14 protein-coding genes are annotated in these 17,531 nt (G+C 49.2%); 3 read left to right on the forward strand and 11 right to left on the reverse strand.

Annotation, left to right across the window (positions count from 1 at the left end):
• Positions 1–225: 225 nt before the first annotated feature.
• The 7 genes from ACLR2L_RS01185 to ACLR2L_RS01215 form a co-directional block, all read right to left on the reverse strand.
• Positions 226–1,080 carry a sugar phosphate isomerase/epimerase family protein gene (locus ACLR2L_RS01185; RefSeq protein WP_413364995.1) on the reverse strand — a complete coding sequence of 285 codons (855 nt, stop codon included), beginning with the start codon at positions 1,078–1,080 and terminating at the stop codon, positions 226–228.
• The gene (locus ACLR2L_RS01190) at positions 1,077–2,648 is read right to left on the reverse strand and encodes a rhamnogalacturonan acetylesterase (RefSeq protein WP_413364997.1); all 1,572 of its coding nucleotides are present in this window, start codon (positions 2,646–2,648) and stop codon (positions 1,077–1,079) included. Before ACLR2L_RS01190 ends, ACLR2L_RS01185 begins: the two co-directional genes overlap by 4 nt.
• Positions 2,649–2,676: 28 nt before the next feature.
• Entirely contained in the window at positions 2,677–3,777 is a 1,101-nt protein-coding gene (locus tag ACLR2L_RS01195; protein WP_413364999.1) for a GDSL-type esterase/lipase family protein, read from the reverse strand.
• Between the two features lie 132 nt (positions 3,778–3,909).
• A complete protein-coding gene (locus ACLR2L_RS01200) occupies positions 3,910–4,887 on the reverse strand; it encodes a glycoside hydrolase family 43 protein (protein ID WP_413365001.1) in 978 nt (325 codons plus the stop codon).
• Between the two features lie 235 nt (positions 4,888–5,122).
• Complete coding sequence (ilvA, locus tag ACLR2L_RS01205; protein WP_413365003.1) at positions 5,123–6,667, reverse strand: threonine ammonia-lyase, biosynthetic; 1,545 nt, start codon at positions 6,665–6,667, stop codon at positions 5,123–5,125.
• Positions 6,664–8,514, reverse strand: a complete 1,851-nt coding sequence (gene ilvD / locus ACLR2L_RS01210; RefSeq protein ID WP_413365005.1) for a dihydroxy-acid dehydratase — start codon at positions 8,512–8,514, stop codon at positions 6,664–6,666. Before ilvD ends, ilvA begins: the two co-directional genes overlap by 4 nt.
• Before the next feature lie 23 nt (positions 8,515–8,537).
• Positions 8,538–9,470, reverse strand: coding sequence for a branched-chain amino acid transaminase (locus tag ACLR2L_RS01215; protein ID WP_140957898.1), 933 nt, complete (start codon positions 9,468–9,470; stop codon positions 8,538–8,540).
• Positions 9,471–10,020: 550 nt separating this feature from the next.
• On the opposite strand from ACLR2L_RS01215, the gene ACLR2L_RS01220 reads away from it, so the two are divergent.
• On the forward strand, positions 10,021–11,532 hold the full coding sequence (locus ACLR2L_RS01220) for a YifB family Mg chelatase-like AAA ATPase (protein WP_413365007.1): 1,512 nt from the start codon (positions 10,021–10,023) through the stop codon (positions 11,530–11,532).
• On the opposite strand, the gene ilvY is transcribed toward ACLR2L_RS01220, so the two are convergent.
• A complete protein-coding gene (ilvY, locus tag ACLR2L_RS01225; protein ID WP_413365009.1) occupies positions 11,514–12,377 on the reverse strand; it encodes an HTH-type transcriptional activator IlvY in 864 nt (287 codons plus the stop codon). The two genes, ACLR2L_RS01220 and ilvY, sit on opposite strands and share 19 nt — an antisense overlap.
• A gap of 156 nt (positions 12,378–12,533) precedes the next feature.
• Between ilvY and ilvC the strand changes: the two genes are divergently transcribed.
• Entirely contained in the window at positions 12,534–14,015 is a 1,482-nt protein-coding gene (gene ilvC / locus ACLR2L_RS01230; protein WP_413365010.1) for a ketol-acid reductoisomerase, read from the forward strand.
• Positions 14,016–14,322: 307 nt separating this feature from the next.
• On the opposite strand, the gene ACLR2L_RS01235 is transcribed toward ilvC, so the two are convergent.
• Entirely contained in the window at positions 14,323–14,769 is a 447-nt protein-coding gene (locus ACLR2L_RS01235) for a hypothetical protein (RefSeq protein WP_413365012.1), read from the reverse strand.
• A 57-nt stretch (positions 14,770–14,826) separates the two neighbouring features.
• Positions 14,827–15,120: a hypothetical protein gene (locus tag ACLR2L_RS01240; protein WP_413365014.1), complete on the reverse strand. Its 294-nt coding sequence runs from the start codon at positions 15,118–15,120 to the stop codon at positions 14,827–14,829.
• A 756-nt stretch (positions 15,121–15,876) separates the two neighbouring features.
• Between ACLR2L_RS01240 and ACLR2L_RS01245 the strand changes: the two genes are divergently transcribed.
• On the forward strand, positions 15,877–16,215 hold the full coding sequence (locus tag ACLR2L_RS01245; protein WP_413365016.1) for a hypothetical protein: 339 nt from the start codon (positions 15,877–15,879) through the stop codon (positions 16,213–16,215).
• Between the two features lie 51 nt (positions 16,216–16,266).
• Here the strand turns inward: ACLR2L_RS01245 and ACLR2L_RS01250 are convergent, their stop codons facing one another.
• Positions 16,267–17,493, reverse strand: a complete 1,227-nt coding sequence (locus ACLR2L_RS01250) for a multidrug effflux MFS transporter (RefSeq protein WP_413365018.1) — start codon at positions 17,491–17,493, stop codon at positions 16,267–16,269.
• Between the last annotated feature and the right edge of the window lie 38 nt (positions 17,494–17,531).

Below are 17,531 nucleotides of genomic sequence, written 5' to 3' on the forward strand. Positions count from 1 at the left end.
AAAAATTTCATATTTGAATTTATCGCTTCGACTAAACAGTAAATTCAACGGAAAAATTGTTGATTTCATCCTTGTTTTTGTTTTTATTTACTTCCAGATAAAACCCCACTTTTATTAAGGCAATGTAGCTAAATGCCTTAATATTCGGGGGGTATGCCTCACAAAATTACGCATTTTGCAGGCTTTTGCGCTTGCAACCCCTTCTCCACAAAGTTACAAGCACATTTAATCAGTTTGGGTCTGTGCAGCATCAACAAAGCGTAAAATCTGGTCGACATTTTGTTGATTTGTACTCTCCAGAATTACATGCACATGGGGCTTTTTCTGCTTCAGCAGATTGAACAAATGCACGTGATCCATGTCGCCGGTTCCCGACGGTAAATCGCCGGTCTTTTGCCCATTTTGTTTAACAAAGTCCTTACAATGAATAGCAACTATGTGCTCGCCGAAGGCATCAAATGCCTCATCCATTAGCTTTTGCTGATCGTCACAAGCGTCCAGCGGGAAAAAGTTTACTGGGTCGTATATCACCTTTACGTTTGGCGAATTCACTTCAGCCAGCAACGCGTTCATGCGCTCGTAAGTATTAATAGTGTGATGATGTGCCACACCCTCTATGCCAACAAACACGCCGTGTCGCTCTGCGACACCAGCCAGACGCTTCACACTTACCACCAGCTCGTCAAAGGCGGCCTGGCCGTGGTTGTCGGGGTGGTAGGTACAATCGGCATTGCGCGATCCGGTTTCGGTACCCACAATGGCGCAGCCAAAGTCCCTGGCAAACTGCAAATGTTCTTCAAACCGTTGCAAAGCCCGCTCACGCTCTTCGGGATCCGGATGAATGGGATTGATGTAACAACCGAGCACTGCAATATTAATGTCGTGGCGGGCAAATACATCGCGCACATAATTACCAAAGCCCGGGCTAATTTGCCCCGGTTGCTCAGAAATGAACGGAAATGATTTGGGCAATGCCAATTGCACACAATTAACGGGGTACTGGCCAATGCGTTGTGCGATTTCGGTTACGCTGCCCTGTCCGTAGTCATGTGCCCGAACGCCAATATTGATCAGACTCATTTGTCCTCCACCGCTACAGAATCCACTACCGCCAGTCCCAACATAGGTGCCAGTTGTTGTGCCACAATGCCTGCTGTATCGATGGCGCCGGATTTGCTGGTGTGGGTGCGTTCATCGCCAAACATAGCGTCTACACGCTGCGGTCCAAGCTCGTCGTAACGTGCTGCCACCAGCGTATGTAAATCAATAAATGACGTCTGACTTTGTCTGGCTACCTGTGCAGCCCACTGCGGATAACTGTTTTCAGCTCTTGCGATACGGGGGGCGTCATCAAGCCACACTTTGCGCGGCACGGGTGAACAAATCACCGGGGTAACACCACGGGCGCGCGCTTCACCGATCATCTGGCGCAGGTAGCTGCCATAGGTGTATACCGTTTCGCGCTCTCCGGTAAGCATGTTGTCGATGTCGACCTGTTCGTAACCAATGCCCTTAATGGTACCTCTTGCCCGGCTGTCATCGTTGAGCGCTCCGGCATCGTTGTGGCCGAACTGAATAAGTACAATATCCCCGGGCTTCATCATATTCAGCGCCCGTAGCCAGTGTCCCTGGGTAATGAAGGTACGACTGGACAAGCCGCCTACCGCACGATTCACAAAGTTAACAGGGGGATTACCCAACCAGTCGTCAACAAAGTCGCCCCAGCCCCACTGACCATCGCGGCCGTCACCCCAGCCATTGCGAACCGTAGAATCGCCCACCATAAACACACTGCGACGATGCACATCAGGTACAACCGGCAAGCGCACAAACGTCCAGTCGTAAGGCGTTACCGCTCTGCCTTTGTCTGAATACACAGTGCTATCCAGCGAAGGGCGCAAGCCTTTAAGCGCGCTAACCATCAGTTGAGCGTGCAGATCCGCGCCTTCGTTATGGTAATGGGTATGATCTTTTGGATATAACGCTGCAACACCTTCTTTGCCCAGCAATTCCAGTGCATCTGCGGCGGCATTGGTTAAGTCGATGTAAGGTGTTCCCAGCTCCCAGGCCAACTGATACATCCAGTAGCCATACTGACCCGAACCTCGTTCAATACGGTGCTCCTGCCATAAATTGCGCACCGAAAGTGATACCAGCACTGGCACGGCTTGCTTAGCCTTAACATCCGCAACCATTTGGCGAATGTAATGGCCAAACGAGAATACGCGTTCTTGCTTACCGGTTAGTTGATTAACGATATCAATGTGGTCGCTACCAATACCCGGCAGTGTGCCACGTGCTCTGCGATCATCATTTACCGGGCTACCGTCGTTATGTCCAAACTGAATGATAACCACATCCCCTGGGCGCACAGCATCTATTAACGCCTGCCACAGACCTTCTGTAATAAACGTTCTGGAACTGCGTCCACCCCGCGCGCGGTTGTCTACGGTTACCTTGTTGGCGTCGAAATACGCTTTGAAAGGTTCGCCCCAGCCCTGATGGTCGGCATTGGTATAACTGGCTGCGGTAGAGTCTCCCGCAATAAAGATGGCAGACGGCGTAAGCGGCGCTTCGTCTTTGCTCAAACACGCACCACTGATAAAGAGTAAAGGCAGCATCAGGGCCTTGATTAATGTTGACTTCATAACGGTAGTCGTCCTTTTACGTAAACACTTAGCGCAGTGCTTGCGCCAGCGATAAATCCTGTTGTTTGATTGCGTCAATCACTAAACCGGCAAACACCCTTGCCCCCGCTTCGTTGGTATGGGTGCGGTCATTCGTTACAAAAAACGTTTGTGCTGTAGTTTGTCCTAATGGCTGTGCCCACTGATTAGACAAGCTGAGCAGGTCGATGTAGGGCACATTTTCGCGGGTCGCAATACCCTGAAGTGCCGCTGGGATATCCAGTTGTGGCCACTGGTGTTGTTTTGCCAGCGGGATGCCATGATTACGCAGCATTGGAGAAATCAGTACCGGCTGTGCATCGCGCGAGCGGATAAAATGAATCAAATCGGTTAAGCGCTGGGTATACACATCCTGAGGTGTGGTTTTGTCGTTGTGGCCCAATTGGATCAGCACTACATCGTTAGGTGTTAACTGTTCCGCAATAGGCACTAACAGTTCACCGTCGAAGGTGTTGAACGCTTCGGTGCCTTCACCAGAATCAGCGTAGTTCACTATTGAAACTGTGTCGTTGAAATACGCGGGTAACACTTGCCCCCATCCGCTAAAACGGTCGGTGGCCGGTTTGTCCCACTGTGGGTTTTGATCGCATACGGTTGAATCGCCAATCACAAACACGCGCTGCACCGGTTCTACGGGAGTTACACTGATACTGTTAATGGATTGCAACCCTTGTGGCAGCCACAGTGTAGCGCCGGGTAATCCTGCATAGGTGTCCTGTTGAATGGGCTGGCCGTCGGGTTGACGCGTATTCACAATAAACCGCAACGTGTTTGCGTGTGTACTATCTGATTTCACGCTGGCAATGCCTGCGTCGTACATAAGTCTTCGCGATTCAGCGTAGAGCGCCATGTTATCAAACGAAGAAGCCTGTACTTCTATTGCATAGTGTGAGGTTTGCGCCCCCAGGTCCGGGAAGTGGCAGGCAACCGGCGTATCCGCTGATGCCGCTAAACAAAGCGACTGTAATTCGGCTGCATTGTAGGTAATGGAGTGATCAGAAGGCGCTTTGCTGCCTGCACTACAGGCGGTAAGACTGGCAGCAAGAGCAACCAGAGAAAAGGCAAAACGCAGCGGTATCTGCAACATCATGTAAAACCCTAATTAACAAGATGTAAAAACCTTAACACCCAAGCGAAAACACTCAAATACCGTCATCACTTTAGGCTCCATATATCAAAAAATTATGCCGCATTTGAAACAAATGAAAGTGACACCGTGTGGTTACAGGCTACCAACCAAACTGCGTGGAACCACCAGCACAGATCCATGGCGTGTACCGGGGGGCATAGTGAGCTGGGGGGTAAGATTTTCCCAATCAGTAAAGTTGCGGGTGCGCATAACACCAAAGCTATGGTCGATATACTGGTCGTAATACACGTAGTACCAGCCACGCCAGAACACTGCGGCAGGGCCTTCTACCCACACGCCCGAGGGCGTAAAGGCCGCTAAGCGTTTTTGCCAGGGGCCTTCAAGGCTGGAAGCGCGGGTAATAAACAGATTTTTAGCAGGCGGATAGCGGGTTTCATCCTTGGCGATCATAACGTATTCGTTACCCTGTTGAATCAGGGTGGAGTCGATTACGTTGAAGCCGGGTTCGTAAAACAAACGGGTTGGGGAATAAGTTTTGAATTCTTTAGTACTGGTAGCATAAATGCGGTGATCCCAGCCTTTGTCAGCCTGCTTCTCGGTATCGGGGTATTTGCCTGGTAGCGTTGATGCCCAATAGATCCAGTAGCGTTGGGTGGTTTCGTCATAAAAAATCTCGGGCGCCCAAGCGTTTCTGGCCTCAGGGAAATCAGCCATCACCGGCAGGAACTGTTGTTCGCTCCAGTCTTTCAGGTTTGAGGAATGCGCAATGCCAATGCCGGCATCCTCCCAACCGGACGTCCAAACCATATGAAATTGCTGATCCGGCCCCTGAATAATCACCGGGTCGCGCATCAATTGGGTACCCACTTTGGGCGTAAGAAACGATTGGTCCTGCCGGAGCGCCTGCCAATTGAGGCCGTCCTCACTCACCGCCAGATGCAGTCCATCCTGACCATTGCCACGAAAAGACGCGAACAACAGCACAGTATCGTTATCTGTCGCCGCTAATTGCGAATCATCCGTTGCGCATGCCGCTAACACCAGACAACACAATATGACACTTACAAATCGCGATAACTCACTGATTACCCTAAAGCAACGGCTATTCATCCGGATCCCTGACAAATTGTAATACAAATTAATATAGCAATATTTTTACGAAATTAACAAAGTTGTCAAAACTAATAAGCAGTTTGTTTCAGAAGTGAACAGATATGATTAAATTTGAGCAGTAAGTACAGTGATACTAAGTAAGAGTGTGAGTGAGTGAGAACTGCCGGACAAGTGAAGAGATCGCATTGACCGGCAGAATGGCAAAACCTGATTTTTTGAAGCTCGGACCCACTCAGGCCCTGGCAGGCTCCGACAGGAAGAATCGGTACGCGGCGTTAGCGGTAACATCCTGATATTCGTAATTGAGTGCCGCAACGTGTTCATCGAACGCTGCACGGCTGTCTGGTGGAATATCAAAGCCAGCCATCACTAACCCTTCAGCTGCACCATGGTTTCGATAATGGAACAGCGTAATGTTCCAACGCTCACCCAGGGTATTCAGGAAGTTAAGCAGCGCCCCCGGGTACTCCGGAAACTCGAAGCTAAACACAACTTCGTTGAGAATAGTGGGTGGTCTGCCGCCCACCATATGACGTACGTGCAGTTTTGCCAGTTCGTTATCCGACAGGTCAAAACAGGCATAGCCTTTACCGGTAAGCTCGGCTAACAACAACTGGAACTCTTTACGGCCACCACGCAATTTAATACCTACAAAGATATGCGCTTCGTTTTCGCTGGCGTAACGGTAATTAAACTCCGTAATGGTGCGTCCACCCAAACATTCACAAAACTGCTTGAATGCGCCTTGATGCTCGGGAATTTTTACTGCGAATACCGCTTCCTTTTGCTCACCCAGCTCACAGCGTTCCGACACATAGCGAAGTGTATGGAAATTGGTATTGGCGCCACACAATATGCCGCCCAGTTTCTTGCCGGTAATATTGTGTTCGTTTACGTATTTGCGAATAGCCGCAATAGACATTGCACCAGATGGCTCTGCAATTACCCGGGTGTCGTCGAAAATGTCTTTAATAGCCGCACAAATTTCGTCGTTGGTTACCGTCATCACTTCGTCGATGTACTGATTGCAAAGACGGAAGGTTTCGCTACCCATCAGCTTTACTGCCACACCATCGGCAAAAATACCCACTGTGGGCAAACTTACCGGCTTACCCGCCGCTTTTGCGGCAACAAAACAGGCTGATTCTTCCGACTCTACGGCAATCAGCTTAATCCCGGGCTTGAGCTGTTTGAGGTAAACCGCAATACCGGCCGCCAGACCACCGCCGCCTACCGCAATAAACAAGGTATCGATATTGGGATTTTGCTCGAGTAACTCGCGAGCAATAGTACCCTGACCCGCAATGACATCCGGATCGTCAAAAGGCGGGATCAACGTGTAGCCATGCTCCGCGCTTAACGCTCTGGCGTGCTGACTGGCTGAGTCGAAGTTGGTGCCATGCAGCACAATATTGACGTGCTGTCCGCCAAAGCGGCGCACCGCTTCAATTTTAATGTCAGGCGTGGTTTCTGGCATCACAATAGTAGCCTGCACGCCTTTCATATTGGCAGAATACGCAACACCCTGGGCGTGATTACCTGCTGAGGCGGCAACCACCCCCGCATTGAGCTGTGCTTCGGTTAAACTGGCGATACGATTATACGCACCGCGCAATTTAAACGATTTAACGGGCTGCTGATCTTCCCGTTTCAGGTAGATCTCGTTGCCAAGTTCGGCAGTCAGTCGCGACAGCAATACCAGATCGCTATTCACTGCAACATCGTAAACCGGTGCCAGCAGGATTTTCTTCAGATAGTCGATATCACTGACGGTCATATATCTTCCAGTTTCGACGGGTCGCGCACCGCGCCTTTATCGGCACTGGTGGCAAGCATGGCAAAAGTCTTCAGCGACAATGACACCTCACGCTGGCGATTCACCGGACGCCATGGGCGCTCAGAGGCTTCCATAGCCGCTCTGCGGGCATCCAGTTCGATATCGGTGATGGCAATATTAATGGTGCGGTTCGGGATATCAATTTCAATGGTATCGCCTTCCTGTACCAAACCAATGCCACCGCCACTGGCCGCTTCAGGCGAACAGTGACCAATCGACAGACCCGACGTACCGCCCGAGAAGCGACCATCGGTAATCAAGGCACAAGCTTTACCTAACCCCTTAGACTTCAGATAGGAAGTAGGGTAGAGCATTTCCTGCATACCCGGGCCGCCTCTTGGGCCTTCGTAGCGAATAATAACCGCATCACCCGCCTGAATTTTGTCGGCAAGAATACCGGCCACTGCGTCGTCCTGGCTTTCAAAAATACGCGCACGACCGGTAAATTTAAGAATAGATTCGTCTACACCGGCGGTTTTCACGATACAGCCGTTTTCCGCCAGGTTGCCATATAATACCGCCAGGCCACCGTCTTTGCTGTAGGCATGTTCCATATCACGGATACAACCCTGGCTGCGGTCGGCGTCTGCGTCATCCCAACGGCAATCCTGACTAAAGGCCTTGGTGGTGCGAATACCCGCCGGGCCTGCACGATAAAATTTAATCGCATCGGTGTTTTCTGGATTGGTGATATCCCAATCAGTGATCACATTACTAAGCGTTTTACCCAACACGTGTGAACAGTCGCCGTGTAATAATCCAGCTTTGTTGAGTTCATTTAAAATACCCAGTACGCCACCAGCACGGTGTACGTCTTCCATATGGTATTTCTGAGTAGACGGTGCCACTTTGCACAAGTGCGGTACTTTACGGGACAAGCGATCGATGTCGTCCATGGTGAATGGCACTTCACCTTCCATTGCCGCTGCCAACAGGTGCAAAATGGTGTTGGTTGAGCCGCCCATGGCAATATCCAGGCTCATGGCGTTTTCAAACGCGCGGAAGTTGGCAATATTGCGAGGCAATGCGCTGGCATCGTCGTTTTTGTACCAACGATCACACAGCTCCACAATTAGCTTACCAGCCTTTTTAAACAAGCCTTCGCGGTCGGCATGCGTGGCCAGCAGTGAACCGTTACCGGGCAGAGACAAACCCAACGCTTCGGTTAAACAGTTCATTGAGTTTGCCTTAAACATACCTGAGCAAGAACCACAGGTAGGGCAGGCCGAACGTTCAATTTCGTTGGTGTCGGCGTCGGACACTTTATCGTCTGCTGCCGCAACCATGGCGTCTACCAGGTCAAGCTTGATGATCTGATCAGACAGCTTGGTTTTACCGGCTTCCATTGGACCACCCGACACAAACACTACCGGAATGTTCAGGCGCATCGACGCCATCAGCATTCCTGGTGTGATTTTGTCGCAGTTGGAAATGCACACAATCGCATCGGCGCAGTGAGCATTAACCATGTACTCAACCGAGTCGGCAATAATTTCACGGGAAGGCAGGCTGTACAGCATGCCGCTATGCCCCATTGCGATACCGTCATCGACCGCAATAGTGTTAAATTCTTTTGCAACACCACCCGCAGCTTCGACACTGCGAGCGACCAGCTGACCCATGTCTTTAAGGTGAACGTGACCAGGCACAAACTGTGTGAAAGAGTTAGCAATGGCAATAATGGGTTTACCAAAGTCTCCGTCTTTCATACCGGTGGCACGCCAAAGCGCGCGCGCACCTGCCATGTTGCGGCCTTGAGTTGTGGTTGCAGATCGTAATTTAGGCATAGCGTTTCGTCCCGTTGGGGTAATTATTTATAAACCGGTGTTAACCAGTTCCACTTGTCTTCGGTGGTGCCGTTAAACAAACCGAAGAACATGTCCTGGATTTCTTTCGTGATAGGCCCACGACCGCCTTTACCCACAGTGATACCGTCGACGCTGTTCACAGGAGTAACTTCTGCGGCCGTACCGCACATTAAAATTTCGTCGGCCAGATACATGGCTTCACGCGGGATATTCTCCTCGCGGATTTCATAACCCAGTTCTTTCGCCAGGGTGATCACGGTGTCGCGTGTAATACCAGGCAAAATAGCCGCTGTTTTTGGTGTGGTGCTGATCACGCCATTGCGGATCACAAAAATATTTTCGCCGGCACCTTCACTGATATAGCCATTGCGATCCAGTGCGATACCTTCGCCGTAGCCATGACGACGCGCTTCCATTGAAATCAGCTGTGAGGACAGGTAGTTACCACCAGCTTTTGCACCCGTAGGCATAGTGTTCGCCGCCAAACGGTTCCACGAGGAGATACCCGCGTTCACACCGTTTTTCAGAGCTTCTTCCCCCAGGTACGCGCCCCACTCAAATGCCGCGATTGTGACTTCAGTTTCCTGACCAAATGGCACCTGTAAACCCATACCAATATCGCCATAAAACGCGATAGGACGGATATACGCAGATTTCAGATTGTTTTTCGCAATGGTGTCGATAGTCGCCTGATTAATTTCTTCAAGCGTAAATGGGATCGTCATGCGATAGATTTTTGCTGAATCAAACAAACGCTGGTTGTGCTCGTTCAGACGGAATACACAGGTGCCCTGATCCGGCGTATTGTAGGCGCGAATACCTTCAAATACCGATGAGCCATAGTGGATTGCATGCGACATTACATGCACAGTGGCTTCTTTCCACGGAATGAGTTTACCGTTAAACCAAATTAGTTCAGCAAGTTGCTTAGCCATGACGTTTCCTTAAAAAGTGCGAGTGTTGTCTTCACTCTGTAAGCGCAGTCTGCACGCGGCAAACCGCCTGTATTAATTTCGCGTCAAATGATACATGAGCACAGCAATTGACCCAATCCAATGAGCCATTTTTCACACAACATCTGTGTAAAGCTCCAGCGGACCACGGGGAAATTGATATTTAATGCACGCAAAAACGCAGCTGGCACTGTATCAAAGCGCAGGCATTGGCGAGGTTAACGCAAGTTCGGAAATTGTGTTGGCTGATGGCAACAACAGTGTCTGGCTAAGGAACACCGTTAGTGCGAGGCATAAGAAATATCACGGATCAACGGCTTTGATCAAGCCAAATCAAGCTGGCTGGTGCATTTTTATACCAGGTCACAACACCTTTCGCTGCACATTCATAGCGTTAGTCATTGCTCTCCCTTGCACGAAATTCAGCGCCTGATATTCAGCGGGCATAACTGGCCTTTTGCGCAGTAGGTAAGTTAACCGGGGCACTTTACACTGCACTCATGGGCTGGCAAACACAAAAGGAAGGCATAGCATGGGGCTAGGCATTGTTTACACCCGCGCGGCAACGGGTATTGATTCGCCGCGCATTAAAGTAGAAGTGCACCTGTCGAATGGCTTGCCATCGTTTAAGCTGGTGGGATTGGCTGAAACAGCAGTGCAGGAAGCGCGAGAGCGCGTTCGCAGCGCATTAATTAACTGCGGATTTGAATTCCCCGGACGGCGCATTACGGTAAATCTTGCCCCAGCCGACATTCCCAAAAGTGGTGGTCGCTACGATTTAGCCATTGCCCTGGGGTTATTAATTGCCCAGGGGTTGTTGCCTCAGCAGGCCCTTGATCATTATGAGGTAATTGGCGAGCTGGGCCTGAACGGTCAGTTACGGCCGGTATCCGGCTTACTACCCGCAGCAATGCGCTGTGCTGATGACGAACACCTAATGATGTTGCCATGCGACAATACCCAGGATATTCAGCTTGTTGACGGCCTGCGTTACCTGCCCGTAGATTCGCTGATGCAGGTATTTCTGCATTTGAGTAAACAAAAGCCACTGCAAATCAGCACGGCTCAGTGTGATGTTGCATATGCGCAACTTTCACCAAAATGGGACGACATTATCGGTCAGCAGCAGGCAAAGCGCGCGCTTACCATTGCTGCAGCTGGAAAACATAATCTCCTGATGGTGGGACCGGCTGGGACGGGCAAAAGCCTGCTGGCCAGCCGGTTAGTGCAGTTACTGCCGCCGCTTACGCATGAACAGGCACTGGAAGCGGCTGCATTGTATTCAATTAAAGGCGAATCCCGCGACAGCGCTAACTGGTACACACCGCCTTTTCGATCGCCACACCATACGTCGTCAGCAATTGCCTTAACCGGTGGCGGCACGCATCCGTCACCGGGTGAAGTATCGCTGGCTCACAACGGTGTGTTGTTTCTGGATGAATTGCCCGAGTTTGGTCGTCAGGCACTGGATGTGCTCAGAGAACCTTTAGAGACTGGCGATATTTGTTTGTCTCGCGTATCCGGACAGGCCCGGTATCCAGCCAATTTTCAGTTCCTGGCGGCAATGAATCCAAGCCCGACAGGCGATATCAACGACGGCCGCAGTACTCCTCAACAAGTACAACGCTATTTGAGCCGCCTTTCCGGCCCCTTGTTAGATCGCATCGATTTGCAAATAGAAGTGCGCAAGCCTGAACAGTATTCGCTGGCTACGCCGCCATCTGGCGAAGACAGCGCGATTACCGCAAAAGTCCAGGTAGAACGCGCCATGCAGCGACAACTAACACGACAGCAAAAAGCCAATGCGGAACTCAGCGTGGCGGAACTTACCGAACATTGCAAACTGGATGACGAGAGCTTTACTTTTTTAAGTCGCGCCGCTACCAAGCTCAATTTGTCGATGCGCGTGTTTCACCGCACAATAAAAGTGTCGCGCACCATTGCCGATTTAGACGGTGCAGAGAGCATTACTCACCGCCATATTGCGGAAGCCCTGGGATACAGAGCACTGGATACCCTTATTCGTCAGTTCAACACCAGTTGAAACAACGCATCAATCAACGGCTCAGTTCTGCGCTTTTCGAGGCATGCCAGCCCGAGTTCGTAGGACCCGATATCGTCAACCAGGATGCGGGTTACATTGTTTGTCATGCCACTGTGATCCAATACAACCTGCGGCACAAAACCCACACCACAACCCAGTGCAACCATTGACACAATCGCTTCATTTCCTCCCACTGAGGCGTACACATTTGGCCGTATGCCATGCTCTGCAAACCAGTGGTATACAATACGCCGGCTCGGACCTTGCTCCGGCAACACAACCTGATACTTTCGCCAATCCACCTGACTTAGCTGGGTTAAACGCCATTCCCGGGGGGCAATCAGTACCAGCGGCACATGATCCATCCCGGTAAAACATAAATCGGTAGGAAAGCCAGGTGTATATATGGCGATGGCTACATCGCACTTGTTCTGCTTAACGTTATCAATGGCAATACCCGGATCACCGGTGACCAGGCGAATATCCACCCCGGGATAATGCTGACGATATCGCGACAGCAGCGCTGGCAAATGACTTTGACTGGCGGTAACGGAGCAATAAAGACTTAGCTCGCCCTTCAGGGATTGCTCGTCAGTACTGAGCTCTTGTCTGACCTGTTGCCATTCCTTCAGCACGGTTTCGCTGAAATTAAGCAACTTGTGACCGCCGTGGGTGAGGGCAACGGTTCGGTTGTCACGCTTGAACAATACACACCCACACTCTTCTTCCAGCCTTTGTATTACGCGGCTTAGCGTGGAAGGCGACACATACATGGCCTCGGCGGTGTCACCAAAATGTAAGCTTTTTGCGAGATGATTGAACAGTTGTAAACTGCGAAAATCCATGAGTATTTCACTTTTTGCAATACTGTTTTGCAAATATATCATTTTTCAAAACGAATGGGGTAGCGTATTGTTCGCTGCAAGTCGTCATTGACGAGGTCATCCCTGCCGAGTGAGGCAAGGGATCACGACAGAAAGAAGTTCGGAATTATTATATTTATGGCTAATTATTTTAACACCCTGTCTTTACGTCAGCAGTTAGACCAGCTGGGTCGTTGCCGCTTTATGAAGCGCGAAGAATTTGCTGATGGCTGTGAGTTCCTGAAAGGTAAGAAAATTGTCATCGTTGGCTGCGGTGCACAAGGTCTTAACCAGGGTCTTAACATGCGTGACTCCGGGTTAGACGTAGCGTACGCACTGCGTCAGGCAGCGATTGATGAGAAGCGTGATTCTTATCAGCGCGCCACTAGTAACGGTTTTAAAGTAGGTACGTATCAGGATCTGATCCCTACTGCTGATCTGGTTTACAACTTAACACCAGACAAACAGCACGCCAGCGTTGTAGAAGCGGTTATGCCTCTGATGAAAGAAGGCGCTGCATTAGGCTACTCGCATGGTTTCAACATTGTTGAAGAAGGCCAGCAAATTCGTAGCGACATTACTGTTGTAATGTGTGCACCTAAGTGTCCTGGTACTGAAGTACGCGAAGAATATAAGCGTGGTTTTGGTGTACCGACACTGATTGCGGTTCACCCTGAGAACGATCCGAAAGGTGAAGGCTGGGATATCGCAAAAGCACTGGCAAGCGCCACTGGTGGCGACCGTGCAGGTGTTCTGGAGTCTTCATTTGTTGCTGAAGTAAAATCTGATTTGATGGGTGAGCAAACCATTCTGTGTGGTATGCAACAAGCCGCAGCGATTCTTGCTTACGAGAAAATGACTGCTGATGGCATTGACCCTGCTTATGCGGCTGCATTGATTCAGTACGGTTTGGAAACCATTACTGAAGCACTGAAAATCGGCGGCGTAACCAACATGATGGACCGTTTGTCTAACCCTGCAAAGGTTAGAGCTTTCGAGCTGTCAGAACAGTTAACTGCATTGCTTCGCCCCTTGTTCGAGAAGCATCAGGACGACATCATCAGTGGCGAATTCTCTCGCACTATGATGGAAGACTGGGCAAATGGCGATGCAAACCTGCTGAAATGGCGTGAAGAAACCGGCCAGTCTGGTTTTGAGAATGCGCCTAAGTACGAAGGTAAAATCAGTGAACAGGAATTCTTTGATAATGGCATTCTGATTGTTGCCATGATCAAGTGCGGTGTAGAAGTTGCGTTCGACGTGATGGTTGAAGCGGGTATTTTACCTGAGTCTGCATACTATGAGTCACTGCACGAAACACCACTGATTTCTAACACGATTGCGCGTAAGCGTTTGTACGAAATGAACGTGGTTATTTCTGACACAGCTGAATACGGTAACTACCTGTTCGCTAACGCAGCAGTGCCATTGTTACGTGAGAAATTCATGCCACACATCGGTACCGATGTGATTGGTAGAGGTCTTAACGCCAAATCTAACCAGGTAGAAAACAAGCGCCTGGTAGATATTAACGAGGCTATTCGCAGCCACGGCGTTGAGTCTGTAGGTAAGAAATTACGCGGTTACATGACGGATATGAAAGCCATCATTGAAGCGTAGATAGTTTCTGTCGTTAGGTGCTTAACCAAGCCCTTTTGCCCGACCAATTTGGTCGGGCTTTTTTATGTCCGCGATTTACCGGTTTAACTAGGCTAGCGCCACTTTACCCAACATCGCTGACATAATTCATAGGTGCACATCCCGGAAAAGCCCACTTTTGCCGCTCTAGAATCACCTCATTTTCAGTGTCATAAACCAGACTATTGTCGCCGTCCTGAATCTCGAAGCGATGTCAGGGATCTCATCATAGGGCTGACCAACAAAAGCCCGCCCCAAAATGACATAAACAGTACATATGCGGTTCTAGCTATACCTTTTTGCCAGCGACGAAGAGAAATATTGAATAACCAATAACAGCAAAAAACAGAATAGCCCCTGTAGATTGGCTTTTACCAACAAATTCGCTCTTGCTATAAATTACCCTGGCACCTATAGATATCTGGACTACTTTTGACTCCCCTTCCGCATTGTCGAAGTAGGTAAAAGAGGGCTTCTTGCCGATCAGTCTATTGGGTTCATTATTACAGCCTGTTCGGTTAACGAACTCCTTCATTACATAAAACTCAGTTGGGCTGCCTGAAATAGTAAAATAGGGCTTTGCGTACTTACCTGTTGGGCACGCTAATGTTTCAATACTCTGAGCAATAACAGACTGTGTTTCGCTGCTAATTGGCGTGTCATACATCATCTTTATGGATAGCAATCCTAGTAAAACTAACATTCCTAACCGAATAACAGCGACATATCTTTTCATTTATGTGTTTGCGACCCTGCATTCCCCAGTGAGCGGCATGATTTCTTATTCGTTGTTTTATGGTTTGTGTTTGGTTAAGTACTTTTGATAAATACCGTAGCCCCCTTGCCAAAAGGATAGCGCTGACAGTCCTAAACAAAAAATAACAAGGAGCCAGAACATTTCACCATCTGCTCTTTCAGTGAAAAACTCACCTTTGCCTGGAATGTGAAGAGTTCCGGTAACAATGGCTATTACACATAGAATTGAAACAACAATTGCAAATATAAATTTCCACCAAAGAGTAAACGCTGTCTCATCTTCCTTAATTAAAAACACATATGCTCCAACGATAGCTAATTCTTCTAACACCGGCGAACACTATATTGGCGTTTCAACTGAGTTAGCTTGCAATCAGTTTTTGGTACTTTTACTGCTCAAAACCCTGTATAGCAAGGTTGCCGAAAATAATAAAACAAATGACAAGGCAATACCCCACGTAAACCAAAATGCAGCGTATTGAAACCCTCTATTGTTAGCATATAAATCAGGTGACGGGTTCACGGTTAATACTTCCATCATTCCTGACGCGTATGCTTCGCCGAGAAAATGGATACCACCGCATCCAAGAACAAAATATATCGCGACTAAAGTTCGCCTGAAAACCTTACTCATACAAGCCTCATTTATTACGAGGAATTCACAGTAACACGCGGTCTCACTTATCTACACTTTCGTCATAAAATTTAATGATTGTTGATTCGAACACGGTTATTTCTGATTAACCAACCTTTTTGAATAGGTCCCTGACATCGCTACGCGATTCAGGGAAGACGGATAGGGGTAGATTTCTGGTTAGCCCGCCTTTTTGAATAGGTCCCTGAAATCGCTATTCGATTCAGGGATGACGGTGTAACGCAGACCAACACCGGTTGTTTACAGCCAGAAGTGTTACTGTTTGGCTACGTATTTCGGATACTCTATAACGCCCCAACCCTTCAACTATCTGTTTTTAATAGTCATTTTAACTGGTACGTATCTTGTAATAGCGTTCTGTTTGCACAACATCACTCATCACATAAAGAAAGCTGTTTCCATTAGCAGCTCATAACGCGCTAGGAGCTACACATGCAATCAGGCATTACCAGGTTCACCCGAGTCGGGGACTGGATATTCGAGGTAAAAATGGTCAGGGCGCTACGAGTAGAAGAGTACGGCCAGCCCTATGATGCGGTAGCTACACTTACCTCAAATGGCGATAACCTGTATATCGATACCCAATTAACCCGCCAGCATAACGAACTCTCGCGATACGATTGTATGGCGTTTTACGAATTTGCCCGCCAGCTCGAGATGAAGCAAATCCATTACGACAAACTGCGCAATGGCCAGCGGCAAAGCAGGGTAGTAGAAATAGTGGAAAACCAGCGTCCACGGGCGCAGGTCACCCTGGCGCGGGTAAAATGACGACATTCCAGCCTTACACGTGAATACAGGTGTAAGGCCGGGCCCGGTGTATTAGTAATCGGCGCTGGGTTCCGCCTTTAGCGTAGGGTTGATCACCAGTTTTGCCAGTGTAAAGAACACAACAAAACCAATGGCGATGGGATACAGGTTATCGGTTAAAAAGGCATCTATGCCCATAGCAACCGGTACCGATATGATACTTGATAGCGAACCGATGATGGCTGCCCCGATGCCCGCCAATTTGCCCAATGGCTGCATGGCAATGGCGTTAAGGTTACCAAACAATAACCCTACAAAGAAAAAGCCGATAAACAGGGTAACTAAGGCCAGCGGCAATGGTGGCAGTCCGGCAAACACCATCATCTCTAACATCAATACAGCGGAGAAAATCAACGCGCCATAAAGTGCCAGCGACGTGACTTTTCTCATCCCCCAGCGCATTACAATGTGGCTGTTCATATACGACGCCAGGCCAATTGAGAAGGCCAGTAACGCAAAGATATAGGCAAAGGTATCGCCTACCTGATAAAAGCCCACAAAAATGGTTTGCGACGCGCTTATGTACGCCAGGAATGCGCCAAATACACACCCCATCGCTACGGTTGGCCCAATCACATCGCGGTGAGTAAGAATAAATTTGGAAGAGCGGAAAAATTGCGGCCATGAAAATGGAACGCGATCTTCCAGCGACAAGGTTTCAGGCTGGCGAAGGAAGTACCATAAACCCACCCCAGTAGAGACCACCAGAAACAGGGTAAAAATGTGGGTCCAGGATGCAATGCTGATTACCCACTGACCAACCATAGGCGCAATCATGGGCACCAGAATAAACACCATCATAATAAACGACATAACGCGTGCCATGGCTTCACCAGCGAACTGATCGCGAATCACTGCCATCGAGGCAATACGAGGGCCTGACACACCAAAGGCCTGAATTAATCGTCCGATAAGCATGGTTGTCATATCAGTCGCTATCATACAAACCAGCGTGCCGATGATAAATATCCCCAGCCCTAGCATTATTGCTTCACGCCGACCACGGGCATCGCAGTAAGGGCCAAAGAACAACTGCCCAAATGCCATCCCGCCAAAAAACAGCGACACTATCAGGTGGCTCTCGTGAATATCTTTGGCGCCCAGCTCATGACCAATCACATCCAGCGCTGGCAACATGGCATCAATACTAAGCGCAACCAATGACGTCATAAACGCCATTAGCATTACAAATTCAGCCATACCCAGTACGGGCTTCGCATTTACTGTTGAATTGGTCATAGTGTCTTTAATCTTGTTCCTGAATCTCTGAGAAGCGG

The sequence above is a fragment of the Alteromonas sp. AMM-1 genome (assembly GCF_047290655.1).
Classification (GTDB): Bacteria; Pseudomonadota; Gammaproteobacteria; order Enterobacterales; family Alteromonadaceae; genus Alteromonas; species Alteromonas mangrovi.